Raw genomic sequence first — 13,984 nt, 5'->3', positions numbered from 1 at the left:
TGTCTTACAGCGCCTTCAGTTCCTCGGTGACCGCACCGACGGACTTCTTGGCGTCGCCGAACAACATGGAGGTGTGGTCGGCGTAGAACAGCGGGTTGTCGATGCCGGCGAAGCCGGAGTTCATCGAGCGCTTGAGCACGATGACGCTCTTGGCCTGGTCGACATTGAGGACCGGCATGCCGTAGATCGGGCTGGACGGATCCTCGCGGGCGGCGGGGTTGGTGACGTCGTTGGCGCCGATCACCAGCACCACATCGGTGCGGTTGAACTCACCGTTGATGTCGTCCATTTCCTTCATCGCGTCGTAGGAGACCTCGGCCTCGGCCAGCAGCACGTTCATGTGCCCGGGCATACGACCGGCGACGGGGTGGATCGCGTACTTGACCTCGACACCCTTGCCTTCCAGCAGCGACGCCATCTCCTTGACCGCGTGCTGGGCCTGGGCGACGGCCATACCGTAGCCGGGAACCACGATGACCTGGTTGGCGTAGGCCATCTGGATCGCGGCATCGGCGGCGGAGGTGGCCTTGGCCGTCTTGGCCTCACCACCGGCACCGGCGGCCACCGCGCCACCGCCACCGAAACCACCGGCGACGATCGCGGGAATCGACCGGTTCATGGCCTTGGCCATCAGGTTGGTGAGGATGGTGCCGGACGCGCCGACGATCATGCCCGCCACGATCATCGCGGTGTTGTTCAGCGCCAGGCCCGCGGCCGCGGCCGACAGACCGGTCAGGGCGTTGAGCAGCGAGATGACGACCGGCATGTCGGCGCCACCGATGGGCAGCACCACCATCAGGCCGAGCACACCGGCCAGCACCAGCAGCGCGATCATCCAGAGCTGCGACACGCCACCGTCGTCGGCGCCGAGACCGATCACCACGGCACACACGATGGAACCGAGCAGCAGCAGCAGGTTCAGCGGCTGCTGCAGCTTGCCGATGCCGATCGGCTTGCCGGACAGGATCTCCTGCAGTTTGGCGAAGGCGATGATCGAGCCCCAGAAGGAGATCGAGCCGATCACCGCGGCGAACAGCGAACCGATGATGATGTGGATGGTCGGCTCGTCGTGCAGCGCGGAAAAGCCCGAGCTGTCGATGAATTCGGCCCACGCGATGAGCGCGACGGTGCCACCACCGACACCGTTGAACGCCGCGACCAACTGCGGCATCTCGGTCATCTTGGTACGCACGGCCGGCGGAACACCCAGTGCCACACCGACGATCAGGCCACCGGCGATCAGGATCCAGTTCAGCATCTCGGTGTGCCGGATCGAGATCAGCGTGGCGATCACGGCGATCGCCATACCGACGGCCGCGATCTGGTTGCCGCGCACGGCGGTCTTGGGGCCGGTGAGCCCCATCAGGCCGTAGATGAACATGGAGAAGGCCACGATGTAGAGGCCGTTGACCAGGTAGGTCATATTGTCGACTGCGTGCATCACTCGGCCGCCTTCTTCTTACCCTTGAACATGCCGAGCATGCGGTCGGTGACCACGAAGCCACCGATGACGTTCAGCGTTCCGAACACCACGGCGACGAACAGGATCACCTGCACCAGCAGGGAGGGATCCTTCACGTTGCCCAGCGTCACCAGCGCACCGAGCACGACGATGCCGTGAATGGCGTTGGTGCCCGACATCAGCGGGGTGTGCAGGGTGTTGGGGACCTTGGAGATCACCGCGAAGCCGACGAAGCCGGACAGCACGAGAATGGCGATATTGGCGAGAAGTTCGGTGTACATCAGGCTTCCACCTCACGGGTCACGCAGGAATCGGCCAGCACCTGATCGCTGAAGTCGGGCGCGAGCTTGCCGTCGACCAGCATCAGTTCCAGCAGCGCGGCGATGTTCTTGGAGTACAGCTCCGAAGCGTGCTCGGGCATGGTGGCGGGCAGGTTCAGCGGCGAGGCGATGGTCACCTCGTGCTTGACGACGATCTCGCCGGGCTCGGTGAGCTCACAGTTGCCACCGGTCTCCCCGGCCAGGTCGACGATCACACTGCCGGGCTTCATGCCCTCCACCGCGGCCGCCGTCACCAGGCGCGGCGCCGGGCGGCCCGGCACGAGCGCGGTCGTGATGACCACGTCGAAACCCTTGATCGCGTCTTCCAGCGCCTGCTGCTGCTTGGCCTTCTCCTCCTCGGTGAGCTCGCGGGCGTACCCACCCTCACCGGCGGCGTCGATGCCGAGGTCGAGCCACTGCGCACCGACCGAACGCACCTGGTCGGCGACCTCGGGGCGCACGTCGTACCCGGTGGTGCGGCCGCCGAGACGCTTGGCGGTGGCCAGCGCCTGCAGACCCGCCACACCCACACCGAGCACCAGCACGGTCGCGGGCTTCACGGTGCCCGCCGCGGTCGTCAGCATCGGGAAGAACCGGGTCGACTCCGAGGCGGCGAGCAGCACAGCCTTGTACCCGGCCACGTTGGCCTGCGAGGACAACGCGTCCATCACCTGCGCACGCGAGATACGCGGGATCGCCTCCACCGCGAAGGCCTGCACACCGGCCGCCTTCAGCGCGCCGATCTGGTTCTCCGCGTTGCGGGGCGCGAGGAAGCCGATCAGCGTCTGCCCGGACGACAGCCTGGCCACCTCGGCATCGCTGGGCGGAGCCACCTTCACCACGACATCGGCCGACCACGGATCGCCGATCGTCGCACCGGCCTCTACATAGGCCGCGTCGGGAATGAGCGCGCCGAGGCCCGCACCGGCTTCCACGATCACCTCGACACCCTGCTTGGACAGGGTGGGAATGATCTTGGGTACCAGGGCGACTCGCCGCTCACCCACGCCGGACTCGCGAACGACTCCGACACGCGCGCCGCGCGGCGAAACCTCGCCAACGTTTTGCGTTGTCTCCACTAGTCAGACTTCCTTTTCGTGCTGGCTTCGAGCCTGGGAACAACGGTTCAGCCGACGTTACTGGTCAGTAAGTTCAACTGAAATCCTCGCAACTGTACTCGGCTCGCGGTGAGCCTAGCGGAGATGCCCGTCACAGCGGAGAACTGGACTCTTGACCATAAAACGGACAGAGCGGACCTGTTTCCGCAGCGACAGCCACTTCCTCGGCCCGCCGGGCGCCGGGTGGCGCCTGACTACACATTCGTAGCCGCAGGTAGGCAAGGACAAGAACGCACAAGCAGGTCCGATACTTACCTGGACGTGAGAGTGCGGGTAGGACGGCCGACCACCGAGCGGGACGTGACGTGTGTCATGCAAGGACTGTTGCGTCCCGAGGGCCACGCCGTAGGGTTCACGGTGTGAACGACTGCGTCTTCTGTCGGATCGTGGCCGGTGCCGCGCCGGCGACCAAGGTCTACGAGGACGACGCCGTCTGCGCGTTCCTCGACATCCGGCCCATCACGCGAGGCCACACCCTTGTGATCCCCAAGACCCACGCCACCGAACTCGACGACCTCGATCCCGATCTCGGCGCACAGGTCTTCCGCGTGGGTCATCGCCTGGCCCGCGCCCTGCGCCGGAGCGGGCTGGCCAGCGACGGCGCCAATCTCGCGATCAACGACGGCACCGCGGCCTTCCAGACCGTCGGCCATGTGCACCTGCACGTGGTGCCGCGCAAGCACGGTGACAAACTCGGTTTCGCCAAGGGGTTCCTGCTGCGACGTCCGCACGAACCCACCTCGACTGCGGCGGCGATCCGCGCGGGCATCGACGCGCTCGACGCCGAGGCGAATAGGCCGGGGCGGCAACCGGATCGGCCGACCCCGTCGAGCGAAGCAGAAGGAGTACAGGGATGACCGAACCGACACCGTCGCGCGAACTGCTCACCGATCTGCTCGCCCAGCAGTGGGAGACCATCGCCGCCTTGGTCGCCGACCTCGACGAAAAGGCCTGGCGCCGACCGTCTCCCCTGCCCGGCTGGACGCTGTTCGATGTGGTCGCGCACGTGATCGGTACCGAATCGTGGTTGCTCGGGCGCACCCCGCCCGCCCATGATCCGTTGCGCCCCAAGACCGATGTGCGCACGCTGCCGCACGTGCGCAACGAAGTCGCCGTGCTCAACGAGATCTGGGTCGACCGGTTGCGGCCGCTGTCGGGCAAACGCCTGCTCGCGCTGTTCGACGAGGTCACCGAGCTGCGCCGGGCCGCCCTTGCCGCCATGACCGACGAGGAGTGGGAGGCGCCGACGGTATCGCCGGTCGGGCAGGTGGCCTACGGCCGGTTCATGCGGGTGCGCCTGTTCGACTGCTGGATGCACGAGCTCGACCTCGCCGACGGGATCGGCCGCAGCGTCGACGAGGGCGGTGCGCGCGCCGAGGCGGCGTTCACCGAACTCACGCTCGGGCTCGGGCGCGCGGTGGTGAAAGGCGCGAAGGCGCCCGACGGTTCACGCATCACACTCGACCTCACCGGCCCGGTCACCCGGCAGGTGCACCTCGCGGTCGAGGGCGGGCGCGGTTCGGTACTCGACGAAGCCGACGGGGAGCCGACAACCGTGATCCGTTTGGACTCGGGGCTTTTCGCGCGTCTACGCGGCGGCAGGCAGTCGGCGGCGACGCACCCGGGGAAGGTGGTCGTCGAAGGCGATGCCGCTCTCGGCGATCGGCTGGTCCAGAATCTGGCCTTCACCATCTGATGCGGTTGTTCCTGGCCTCCTACCGATTCGGCGGTTTCGCCGAGCGACTCGCCACGCTGGCCGGCGGCAAAGGCAAGGTCGCGGTGATTCCGAACGCGTGTGACGCCTGGCCCGCCGCGTGGGCCTCTGCGGTCGCCAGCGACATGGAACCCCTACGTGGACAAGGATATTCGCCCGAGGTGCTGGATCTGCGCGACTACGTCGGGCAGCCCGCGCAGCTGGAGCGTCGGCTGCGCGAGTACTCGATGGTGTGGGTGCGCGGCGGCAACACCTTCGTCCTGCGTACCCAATTCGCCCGCAGCGGAGCTGATTCGGTGCTTCCCGCGCTGTTGCGCGAGGACGCCTTGACCTATGCGGGGTACAGCGCGGGGGCCTGCCTGCTCACGCCCGATCTGCACGGACTGGAGACGATGGACGACCCGGGCGAGGTATTGCCCACCACGGGGGCAGCACCGCGATGGGACGGGCTCGGACTCGTGGATCGGCAGCTCGTCGTGCACCTGGACTCGGCCACCGATCCGGATGGGGAATCGGCGAAGATGCTTGCGCGCTACCAGGAAGAAGGCGTCCCGCACTGGGCGCTCACCGATGACGATGTCGTCGTGGTCGACGGTGAACACACCGAGGTGCTGCGCGGGCCACGCTGAGGGACTCAGCGTGCGGTGTCGGCCTCGGCCAGGTCGGGCGCCGGTGTCCGTTTGCGGAATACGATCCAGCGCATCGCGCAGTACATGTACACGGCCTCGCACCCACCGGCCAGCAACCGCGCCACGTGGTACTGCACGCCGAGCGCGGTGAGACCCGATCCGACGCCGAGGATGAACGCCAGGTAGTTCACCACCACCACGACCACATACACCGCCGCCTGCTTGCCCATCGGCGCGTGCGAGTGGAAGTTGAAAGTGCGATTCAGCAGAAAACTCAGGCCGAACGCGACGATATAGGCGCACGTGATGGACAACCACACGGGCAGATCGAAACCGTCGTGCAGCAGGGTGAGCAGCAGCAGATCGACGCCGAAGGTGAAGCTGTTGATGAGGGCGAAGCCGAGGAAAGTGGCGGGCACGTACCGGTCGAGTCCCCACGGCAACCGGGCGACAACGCCCTCGCACCAGCGGGTGAACCGGTCGGCGGCCGAATCCGTGACACTCGCCTGCTGCTCCACCCGGTCAGCCTGCCAGCGGCACATGACATCGAGGTGAGCAACGGGCAAACGCCCTGAGCGCTAGCGGCCGACGGCCACGACCGGACCGCGCTCGAGCGCCGCCCACTCGGCGAGGCAACGGCGGCGGGTGAATTCGTCGGCCTCGGCCAGCAGCGCGTCACGCAGTACGCGCGGGTCGGCGGCCCACGAGCTCGCGATCTCGGCGAGCGCGCGCAGATCGAACAGGCCCGTCGACTCGAGCGCCGTCATCCAGTCGTCGTGGTCGCCCGCGTACACGCGACGCATCGCGTCGGCCTCGATATCGGCGCCCAGCAGCGCGCCGACCAGCTCGGCCCGGTCCCGAGGTTCCCTCATCATCCGATCCTCCCTGCGAAAAACGGTGCGGCACAACGACATCGCGTGCGCGATGCGCAGGCAACGGAACAAGAAAACACGCCGGGCGCCCCGACAAAATCACACCCTCCCCTGCATTGTGACCACTCAAACGCCGTATACACCAACCGGCCGCGCCGAATCACAACCATGCCCTCGCGGCCCTGTTCGGTCACACATCACATCTGGACGGTTGATCACCAGGTTCTGGTGGCGTTGGGCTCTCGGGTGACGCCGCCACCAGAGCGTGGCGATCGCATACTCGAGAGGGCCTGGTCGGGTTAGCGTGGGGAATGGACGATCGCCGGGTGGATCTGGATTCGCTGGTTTCGGAGATTTCCGAGGGGGCAGTTGTAGTCGATGCCGATGTGATGGAGGGGTATCGGCAGGATTGGGCTCGTGACCCCCAGGCGGGGACGCCGGTGGCGGTGGTGCGGGCGCGCAGTACCGCCGATGTGGCGGCCACGCTGCGCTGGGCGCAGGCGCACGGGGTGCCGGTGGTGCCACGCGGCGCCGGGTCGGGGCTCTCGGGCGGCGCGACGGCGGTGGACGGCGGGCTCGTGCTGTCCACCGAATTGATGCGCGAGATCACCGTCGATCCCGTGACACGCACCGCGGTGGTGCAGCCGGGCCTGCTCAATGCGGAGGTGAAGCGGGCCGTCGCGGCCGAGGGGCTGTGGTATCCGCCGGACCCGTCGTCGTTCGAGATGTGCTCGATCGGCGGCAACGCGGCCACCAACGCGGGTGGGCTGTGCTGCGTGAAATACGGTGTGACCACCGATTACGTGCTCGGCATGGAAGTGGTCCTCGCCGACGGAACCGTGGTTCGCCTCGGTGGGCCTCGGCTGAAGGACTCGGCGGGGTTGTCGCTGACCAAGCTGTTCGTCGGCAGTGAAGGCACGCTCGGGGTCATCACGGAACTCACGTTGCGCCTGCTGCCCGCCCAACCACCGCAGGCCACCGTGGTCGCCGGTTTCGCCACACTCACCGCCGCCACCGACGCGATCCTCGCGATCACCTCGGCACTGCGGCCCGCGATGCTCGAGTTCATGGACACCGTCGCGATCAATGCCGTCGAGGACGAGATGCGGATGGGGTTGGATCGCACCGCCGCCGCACTGCTCGTCGCCCGGTCGGACGCACCCGGCGAGTACGCGACGCACGAAGCCCAGACGATGCTCGCGCTGTGCGAAAAGGCCGGGGCGACAGAGGTTTTCCACACCGCCGATCCTGACGAAGGTGAAGCCTTCACCGCCGCGCGGCGGTTCGCGATTCCGGCGGTGGAACGGATCGGGCCGCTGCTGCTCGAGGACGTCGGCGTGCCGTTGCCCCGGCTCGGTGAGCTCATCACCGGCGTGGCCGCCATCGGGGAACGCAACGACGTGCTGATCTCCGTCATCGCCCACGCGGGCGACGGCAACACCCACCCGCTGATCGTGCACGACCCCACCGACCCCGACAACACCGCCCGCGCCCACCGCGCCTTCGGCGAGATCATGGACCTGGCCATCACCCTCGGTGGCACCATCACCGGTGAGCACGGCGTGGGCAGGCTCAAGAAGGCGTGGCTACCCGACCAGGTCGGCTCCGAGGTGATGGCCCTGACCCGCCGCATCAAGGACGCGCTCGACCCGGCGGGCATCCTCAACCCCGGCGCGGTCCTGTAGGAACATCCGCCGACCGCGACGGGTTAGCATCCGGTATGACCACCAGGCTCGAGCACAACGTCGCCGATACCCGCTACGAGATCTACCTCGACGACGTCCTCGCGGGATACGCCGACTACGCCGAACGCGAGGACACCAAAGTCCGCGACTTCCACCACACCATGACCTTCCCCGAGTTCCGGGGCCGCGGGGTCGCCGCCGACGTGGTCAAATACGGCCTCGACGACTCCCGGACCAACGGCTACCAGGTCGTGCCCACCTGCTGGTACGTCGAGAAGTACATCGCCGAACACCCCGAATACGCCGAACTGGTCCCCTGAGCGCTCACGCGATCTCGCGGGCCAGTTGGTCGACGGCGATCTCGTAGACCCGTCGCAGCACCTCGAGCTCGGCGGTCTGGCTCTGCTCCGACATCGCGGACAGCATCACCAGCGCGGACACCACGTACTTCCCGACCCTGGCGACAACACGCTGCTGGGCGACCGGCGTCTGCACCGGCGGCGCACCCTCGACGCGCGTCTCCTGGTTCCCGTTCGTCCGGATGACGACGGCTTCCGAAGCTACCGTCTTCGGCGCCTCCCCCGTCGACACGGCCATCTTCAAGGTGCGGTCCCCGGTGCGCGCCTCGACGTTCGCGCACCGCTGCACGAGGTCGGTCAAACCCGCCACCGCCGAGTCGGATTCGACGATCTGGACGAGGAACACCGCCGGGCTCGTATTCGAAGCCACCGACTCCCGCGCCCCCGCACCGATCGGATTCTCGATCAGCGGACGGCACACCTCATCGGTGAAGGTGAGCGGCAACGCCGTACCCGCCTCGGCGGCGGTGATACTTGCCGGCTTGCCCACCAGCGAATACCCGGCCGGGTACTCGGCCAGCCGAGGCAACGATTTCAGCGCCACGATCCCCGGCGCCTCCTCGGCCGCACACCCGGCCAACGCCACCCCAACCCCCAACACCGCGACCCACCGAGCCATCCGGTCACGTCGCACCACATCACCTCGAGAATCACCGGCCGCATTCCCGGCCACTCGGGCGATCACGCTAACGACTCGAGCCATCGCCGGCGGGCTCCCAGCAGCGAGCTGTGTCGATTACCAAAGGGCGCGGATGTCCTTCGGGTCTCCTGACACCCCTTTGCAGGTCGCCGCACTGGAAGCTGTTCTCCCCAGTTGCTCTCCGCTCGGCACGTTCGAATCGGTGAGGGTTCGGCCGCCTCATTGTTTCGAGCGAAGATCTCGCCGTTCCGAGTGGCGAAAGGTGGTCGGGGCCAGATGAAACGAAGCCCCCGGCAGGAATCCTGCCGGGGGCGTTCAACGCTGAAGGGATCAGCGCAGGAGCTGGCGGCTCATGACGAGGCGCTGGATCTGGTTGGTGCCCTCGTAGATCTGGGTGATCTTGGCGTCGCGCATCATGCGTTCGACCGGGAAGTCGGTGGTGTAGCCGGCGCCGCCGAAGAGCTGGACGGCGTTGGTGGTGACTTCCATGGCCACGTCCGAGGCGAAGCACTTGGCGGCGGCGGAGATGAAGCCGAGGTTCTTCTCGCCACGCTCGGCGCGGGCCGCGGAGGTGTAGACCATGAGGCGGGCGGCCTCGATCTTCATCGCCATGTCGGCGATCATGAACTGGGTGTTCTGGAAGTCGGCGATGGACTTGCCGAACTGCTTGCGGTCCTTGGTGTAGGCGATCGTGGCGTCGAGCGCGCCCTGGGCCAGGCCGACGGCCTGCGCGCCGATGGTCGGGCGGGTGTGGTCGAGGGTCTGCAGCGCGGTCTTGAAGCCGGTGCCGGGCTCGCCGATGATGCGGTCGCCGGGGATGCGGCAGTTCTCGAAGTACAGCTCGGCCGTCGGCGAACCCTTGATGCCGAGCTTGTGCTCGAGCGGGCCGACGACGAAGCCCTCGTCGTCCTTGTGCACCATGAACGCGGAGATGCCGTTGGCGCCCTTGTCGGCGTCGGTCACGGCCATCACGGTGTACCACTCGGACTTGCCGCCGTTGGTGATCCAGCACTTGGAGCCGTTGATGATCCAGTCGTCGCCGTCGGCCTTGGCGCGGGTGCGCATGGAGGCGGCATCGGAGCCGGCCTCACGCTCGGACAGACAGTACGAGGCCATCTTGCCCTCGACCAGGTCGCCGAGGACCTTCTGCTTCAGTTCCTCGGAGCCGTTGAGGATCAGGCCCATGGTGCCGAGCTTGTTGACGGCCGGGATCAGCGAGGAGGAACCGCAGACGCGGGCCACTTCCTCGATCACGATGCAGGTGGCGACGGAGTCGGCGCCCTGGCCGCCGTAGGCCTCCGGCACGTGCACGGCGTTGAAACCCGCGGCGTTGAGGGCGGTGAGCGCCTCCTCGGGGAACCGGGCGTTGCCGTCGACGTCCTTGGCGTAGGGCGCGATCTCCTTCTCGGCCAGGCCGCGGATGGCCTGCCGCAGCTCGTCGTGGAAGTCCTCGAGCTTGAACAGGTCGAAATCGGGGTTTCCAGCCATCGAAGGCACACTCCTGGTTCTGGTGGTGTTCGCTGCGCCTCGCACAGCGGGCTTACGTTCGGCACGCAGTGCCAATCCACAAAGGATTATACGCGCGGCACTCTACCGCTACATGGGGATATGGGTGTGGCACCGAGTGTCACTTTTGCGTGGTGCCGCGAGCCCGGTGGCTCACAGGTTACCGAGGCGCGCGGTGAGCCGGTCGGCCAGCTCGCGCGGCGGCATGTCGCGCGGAAACACCGCGACCACCAGTTCCTCTCCCTCGGACGCGTCGCGCCTGCCACGGGGAATCAGCGCGAGTTCGGTCCGCAGATCGCTCACCGCCGCCCCCGGTTCGCCACGCACCATCCGCCGCAACAGGTAGTTGTGAGTTGCGGTCACCGCGGCCGTGAACTGCACGCGCGCCAGATCCGGCGTCTCCGGTAGCCGTTCGCGCAGGAACTCGGTGAACAACCGCTCGTACCGGAACACGGTGACGATCTCCCGCTCCCGCAATGCGGGCACCCGCCGCACCACCTGATACCGCCGCGCCGCGATATCGCGCCACTGCGTGAACCGCTCGAACACCCCGATCACGGCCTCACACACCGCATCCCACGGATCCCCCCGCCCCTCGGCCAGGAACTCCTGTGCCGATGCCAGCTGGAACTCGTGATCGGCGAAGATCACGTCCTCTTTCGACCGGAACTGCCGAAAGAACGTCCGCCGGGAAATCCCCGCCGCCACCGCGATCTCGTCGACCGTCGTCGCCTCATACCCCCGCTCGGCAAACAACCGCAACGCCTGATCAACCACCGTCAGCCGAAACTGCGCCGCATCATCCTGTGCCACGGACGTCAACCGTAGTCACCGCCCTACAGCCGCCTCACGCGACACCGACGGACATTCACTCGTCAGCGGATCAGTCATCGAACAACTCGGCGACCGAGGACACCTCCAGTGCCCGGCGCAACCACGTGGCCAACTTCGCCTCGTCCTGACAGTCACGAATCCGCTGCGCGGCCGCATCAGTGACAACGACCTCTCTGTACCGCAAGACCTGCAGCACAGCTTTGGCCTGACCCACGGCGACGCCTTCCTCACGTCCCTGCGCCCTGAGCTTCTGCGCGGACTCGGAACGAAAGAACGAGAGATCGGTGGCCATGTACTTCCTCCAGGTTTCGGCCGCTGCGGTATGAGAGATGCCCTGCTCGATCAACTCGACGTAGAACTCGGTCGTCTCATCGCCGCCCGTCCGGCGGATACCTGTGACGATTGCCTCCAGTATCGCACCGATATCCGCTTCGCGGGCATGGGTGACGGCCGACAGCGCAGCCAAAGGTAGGTCTTGAATCACGAGGGCCGGGTCGGTGACAGCGGGAACGTTGTGTGGCCCGAGCACCAGCGGATACAGGGTGATCGTGGTCCAGAATGTGTGACCGATTTCCATCGGGGTGCTCGCCCACCGCGCTGTGAGGTGATCATGGCAGATGACCACGAGAATGACAGGAAGGTGGTATTTGTTCCGCAGAAAAGTCACGTAATACGACCAGGAGTCGGGCCGCGAATCGTCGGGCGCCGACTGCGCCTCGACCACCATCAGAAATCTGTCGTCGACGGTGGTGATGTCCAGGACAGTGTCGGCTCGCCGCTCGACCGGTGCCGTCTCGGTGAGGTCGACCGAAACCTGCTCCACCGCTATCGGTTTGGCGAAGGGTAGCTTCAGCACAGTGAACGCGTGCGCGATCGCTGCCGCGTCGTGCTGGAAGATCCGATGCATCGCTTCGTGCGATGAGGTCACCATGGGGCGAACGTACGTGATAGCAGGTCAGCGTACGAAAAGTGCGGCGGTTCACCGGAATTCGGCAATTCGGGCAGCCGGTCGCCGGAAATGCGACCGGCTCGGCCTTCTCAGCCCAAAAGTTTGGTGCGCAGCGCTTCGTCTTTGGCCAGGACCATTTTTTCGAGGCCGGCTTGGAACTGTTCCATGCGGGTGCGCAGGGATTCGTCGGAAGACGCGAGGATGCGGACGGCGAGGAGGCCTGCGTTGCGGGCGCCGCCGATGGAGACGGTGGCTACGGGGACGCCTGCGGGCATTTGGACGATGGAGAGGAGGGAGTCCATGCCGTCGAGGTATTTCAGGGGGACGGGGACGCCGATGACGGGGAGGGCGGTGGCGGAGGCGACCATGCCGGGGAGGTGGGCTGCGCCGCCCGCGCCAGCGATGATGACTTTCAGGCCGCGGCCTGCGGCTTCGCGGGCGTAGTCGAGCATGCGCTGGGGGGTGCGGTGAGCGGAGACGACGCCGACCTCGAAGCGGATACCGAACTCGGCGAGGGCCTCGGCGGCGGCTTCCATGGTTGGCCAGTCGGAGTCGCTGCCCATGATCAGGCCGACCTGGGGTCCGGTGGTGCTCATCTGATTCCTTTCGGCGGAGGTGCGGTGCGCGGGGTTGTCAGCGGTTCACTCGCCGTGCGGGTCCCAACCGTCGGTCCAAACCGCGTGCGACATCCAATGCGCGGCGCGCTCGGCCTGCTCGCGGACCTCGGCCACGTCGTCGCCGAGGATGTTGATGTGCCCGATCTTGCGGTCGGGCCGTTCACCCTTGCCGTACAGGTGCACCTTCGCCTCCGGCATCCGGGCGAACAAGTGGTGCAGCCGTTCGTCCATCGACATCTCGGGCGCCTCGGCCGCGCCGAGAATGTTCGCCATCACCGTGACGGGCGCCAACGGGGTTGTGTCGCCGAGCGGGTAGTCGAGCACCGCGCGCAGGTGCTGCTCGAACTGACCGGTCCGCGCACCGTCCATGCCCCAGTGCCCGGAGTTGTGCGGGCGCATGGCGAGCTCGTTGACCAGCAGTTCGCCGTCGTGCGTTTCGAACAGTTCGACCGCCATCACACCGACCACACCGAGCCCGGCCGCCAGTTCCAGCGCCATCGTCTCCGCGCGGGCGCCGGTGTCCTCTGGCAGGTCGGGCGCGGGTGCGATGACGACCGCGCACTGACCGTTGCGCTGCACGGTCTCCACTACCGGCCAGGTGGCCGCCTGCCCGAACGGCGAACGAGCGACCATCGCCGACAGCTCACGCTTCAGGTCGACCTTCGCCTCGGCGAGCAGCTGCACACCGTGCGCGAGCTGGTCGGTGACCAGCGCCGTCGCCTCCTCGGCATCGGCGGGCATCCACACCCCTCGCCCGTCGTACCCGCCGCGCACGGCCTTGAGCACGAACGGCCAGCCGTGCTCGTCACCGAAGGCGACCGCGTCGGCGGGCGAGGTGACCTCGACGAACGCGGGCACCGGCAGACCCAGCGAGGACAGCTTGGTCCGCATCGCCAGCTTGTCCTGGGCGAAGATCAGCGCCTGCGGCGGTGGCGCCACGTTCACGCCCTCGGCGACGAGCACGTCGAGGTGCTCGGTCGGCACGTGCTCGTGGTCGAAGGTGAGCGCGTGCGAGCCCTTGGCGGCCGTGCGCAGCGCGGACAGGTCGTCGTGGCTACCGAGCACGACATCGGGACTCACCTGGGCGGCGGGATCGCCGGGGTTCTCGGCGAGCACCCGCAGACGCTGGCCGAGGGCGATCGCGGCCTGGTGCGTCATGCGCGCGAGCTGGCCCCCACCGACCATCGTGACGGTGGGCATGGCAGACGGATCGAACGAACGTGCAGTCACGTCGTGCAATGTTGTCATGTCGAATGCGAATCTTTGCTACCGGTACACT

General features: G+C 67.1%; 16 protein-coding genes. 5 read left to right on the top strand and 11 right to left on the bottom strand.

All coding sequences use genetic code 11. The features are described from left to right. Nucleotides 1-4: 4 nt before the first annotated feature. Genes LDL21_RS25620 through LDL21_RS25610 form a run of 3 tightly spaced genes read right to left on the bottom strand, consistent with a single transcriptional unit; the run spans nt 5 to nt 2,861 of the window. On the bottom strand, nt 5-1,423 hold the full coding sequence (locus tag LDL21_RS25620; protein WP_181697616.1) for an NAD(P)(+) transhydrogenase (Re/Si-specific) subunit beta: 1,419 nt from the start codon (nt 1,421-1,423) through the stop codon (nt 5-7). A 17-nt stretch (nt 1,424-1,440) separates the two neighbouring features. Next, nucleotides 1,441-1,743 (bottom strand): NAD(P) transhydrogenase subunit alpha part 2, encoded by a 303-nt coding sequence (locus tag LDL21_RS25615; protein ID WP_056818017.1) that lies wholly within the window; start codon nt 1,741-1,743, stop codon nt 1,441-1,443. Next, nucleotides 1,743-2,861, bottom strand: coding sequence for a Re/Si-specific NAD(P)(+) transhydrogenase subunit alpha (locus tag LDL21_RS25610; RefSeq protein WP_225282078.1), 1,119 nt, complete (start codon nt 2,859-2,861; stop codon nt 1,743-1,745). Before LDL21_RS25610 ends, LDL21_RS25615 begins: the two co-directional genes overlap by 1 nt. A gap of 398 nt (nt 2,862-3,259) precedes the next feature. Between LDL21_RS25610 and LDL21_RS25605 the strand changes: the two genes are divergently transcribed. From LDL21_RS25605 to LDL21_RS25595, 3 genes are read left to right on the top strand one after another with little or no spacing between them, the layout of a single operon-like run. After that, on the top strand, nt 3,260-3,757 hold the full coding sequence (locus LDL21_RS25605; RefSeq protein WP_225282077.1) for an HIT family protein: 498 nt from the start codon (nt 3,260-3,262) through the stop codon (nt 3,755-3,757). Beyond that, nucleotides 3,754-4,596: a maleylpyruvate isomerase family mycothiol-dependent enzyme gene (locus LDL21_RS25600; protein ID WP_181697527.1), complete on the top strand. Its 843-nt coding sequence runs from the start codon at nt 3,754-3,756 to the stop codon at nt 4,594-4,596. Before LDL21_RS25605 ends, LDL21_RS25600 begins: the two co-directional genes overlap by 4 nt. After that, a complete protein-coding gene (locus tag LDL21_RS25595; protein ID WP_225282076.1) occupies nt 4,596-5,243 on the top strand; it encodes a Type 1 glutamine amidotransferase-like domain-containing protein in 648 nt (215 codons plus the stop codon). Before LDL21_RS25600 ends, LDL21_RS25595 begins: the two co-directional genes overlap by 1 nt. 5 nt (nt 5,244-5,248) lie before the next feature. Here LDL21_RS25595 and LDL21_RS25590 read toward each other — a convergent pair whose 3' ends face one another. Both LDL21_RS25590 and LDL21_RS25585 read right to left on the bottom strand, forming a co-directional pair. Beyond that, nucleotides 5,249-5,785 (bottom strand): GtrA family protein, encoded by a 537-nt coding sequence (locus LDL21_RS25590; RefSeq protein ID WP_372462225.1) that lies wholly within the window; start codon nt 5,783-5,785, stop codon nt 5,249-5,251. Nucleotides 5,786-5,821: 36 nt separating this feature from the next. After that, nucleotides 5,822-6,115, bottom strand: coding sequence for a hypothetical protein (locus LDL21_RS25585; protein ID WP_067490675.1), 294 nt, complete (start codon nt 6,113-6,115; stop codon nt 5,822-5,824). Between the two features lie 311 nt (nt 6,116-6,426). Here LDL21_RS25585 and LDL21_RS25580 point away from each other — a divergent pair, with 311 nt between their 5' ends. Then, nucleotides 6,427-7,800 carry an FAD-binding oxidoreductase gene (locus LDL21_RS25580; protein ID WP_225282074.1) on the top strand — a complete coding sequence of 458 codons (1,374 nt, stop codon included), beginning with the start codon at nt 6,427-6,429 and terminating at the stop codon, nt 7,798-7,800. A gap of 35 nt (nt 7,801-7,835) precedes the next feature. Next, nucleotides 7,836-8,120 (top strand): GNAT family N-acetyltransferase, encoded by a 285-nt coding sequence (locus LDL21_RS25575; RefSeq protein ID WP_067490634.1) that lies wholly within the window; start codon nt 7,836-7,838, stop codon nt 8,118-8,120. A 4-nt stretch (nt 8,121-8,124) separates the two neighbouring features. On the opposite strand, the gene LDL21_RS25570 is transcribed toward LDL21_RS25575, so the two are convergent. The 6 genes from LDL21_RS25570 to LDL21_RS25545 form a co-directional block, all read right to left on the bottom strand. Then, nucleotides 8,125-8,862: a hypothetical protein gene (locus LDL21_RS25570; protein WP_225282073.1), complete on the bottom strand. Its 738-nt coding sequence runs from the start codon at nt 8,860-8,862 to the stop codon at nt 8,125-8,127. Between the two features lie 267 nt (nt 8,863-9,129). Then, a complete protein-coding gene (locus LDL21_RS25565) occupies nt 9,130-10,287 on the bottom strand; it encodes an acyl-CoA dehydrogenase (RefSeq protein ID WP_067641442.1) in 1,158 nt (385 codons plus the stop codon). Between the two features lie 171 nt (nt 10,288-10,458). Beyond that, on the bottom strand, nt 10,459-11,118 hold the full coding sequence (locus LDL21_RS25560; protein ID WP_181697535.1) for a TetR family transcriptional regulator: 660 nt from the start codon (nt 11,116-11,118) through the stop codon (nt 10,459-10,461). Nucleotides 11,119-11,188: 70 nt separating this feature from the next. Next, a complete protein-coding gene (locus LDL21_RS25555; RefSeq protein ID WP_225282072.1) occupies nt 11,189-12,070 on the bottom strand; it encodes an RpnC/YadD family protein in 882 nt (293 codons plus the stop codon). A 107-nt stretch (nt 12,071-12,177) separates the two neighbouring features. Continuing rightward, nucleotides 12,178-12,684 (bottom strand): 5-(carboxyamino)imidazole ribonucleotide mutase, encoded by a 507-nt coding sequence (gene purE / locus LDL21_RS25550; RefSeq protein ID WP_181697536.1) that lies wholly within the window; start codon nt 12,682-12,684, stop codon nt 12,178-12,180. 45 nt (nt 12,685-12,729) lie between these two features. After that, a complete protein-coding gene (locus LDL21_RS25545; RefSeq protein WP_225282071.1) occupies nt 12,730-13,953 on the bottom strand; it encodes a 5-(carboxyamino)imidazole ribonucleotide synthase in 1,224 nt (407 codons plus the stop codon). Nucleotides 13,954-13,984 lie beyond the last annotated feature (31 nt).

The organism is Nocardia rosealba, from assembly GCF_020216065.1.
Classification (GTDB): domain Bacteria; phylum Actinomycetota; class Actinomycetes; order Mycobacteriales; family Mycobacteriaceae; genus Nocardia; species Nocardia rosealba.
Note: the sequence above shows the minus strand (reverse complement) of the source record. Positions and strands in the feature narration are given on the sequence as shown.

Excerpts from the sequence above, each read along its gene's own strand:
- LDL21_RS25620 (WP_181697616.1), bottom strand. The coding sequence starts at position 1,423 with ATGACCTACCTGGTCAACGGCCTCTACATCGTGGCCTTCTCCATGTTC.
- LDL21_RS25615 (WP_056818017.1), bottom strand. The coding sequence starts at position 1,743 with ATGTACACCGAACTTCTCGCCAATATCGCCATTCTCGTGCTGTCCGGC.
- LDL21_RS25600 (WP_181697527.1), top strand. The coding sequence starts at position 3,754 with ATGACCGAACCGACACCGTCGCGCGAACTGCTCACCGATCTGCTCGCC.
- LDL21_RS25595 (WP_225282076.1), top strand. The coding sequence starts at position 4,596 with ATGCGGTTGTTCCTGGCCTCCTACCGATTCGGCGGTTTCGCCGAGCGA.
- LDL21_RS25590 (WP_372462225.1), bottom strand. The coding sequence starts at position 5,785 with ATGTGCCGCTGGCAGGCTGACCGGGTGGAGCAGCAGGCGAGTGTCACG.
- LDL21_RS25585 (WP_067490675.1), bottom strand. The coding sequence starts at position 6,115 with ATGAGGGAACCTCGGGACCGGGCCGAGCTGGTCGGCGCGCTGCTGGGC.
- LDL21_RS25580 (WP_225282074.1), top strand. The coding sequence starts at position 6,427 with ATGGACGATCGCCGGGTGGATCTGGATTCGCTGGTTTCGGAGATTTCC.
- LDL21_RS25575 (WP_067490634.1), top strand. The coding sequence starts at position 7,836 with ATGACCACCAGGCTCGAGCACAACGTCGCCGATACCCGCTACGAGATC.
- LDL21_RS25570 (WP_225282073.1), bottom strand. The coding sequence starts at position 8,862 with ATGGCTCGAGTCGTTAGCGTGATCGCCCGAGTGGCCGGGAATGCGGCC.
- LDL21_RS25565 (WP_067641442.1), bottom strand. The coding sequence starts at position 10,287 with ATGGCTGGAAACCCCGATTTCGACCTGTTCAAGCTCGAGGACTTCCAC.
- LDL21_RS25555 (WP_225282072.1), bottom strand. The coding sequence starts at position 12,070 with ATGGTGACCTCATCGCACGAAGCGATGCATCGGATCTTCCAGCACGAC.
- purE (WP_181697536.1), bottom strand. The coding sequence starts at position 12,684 with ATGAGCACCACCGGACCCCAGGTCGGCCTGATCATGGGCAGCGACTCC.
- LDL21_RS25545 (WP_225282071.1), bottom strand. The coding sequence starts at position 13,953 with ATGACAACATTGCACGACGTGACTGCACGTTCGTTCGATCCGTCTGCC.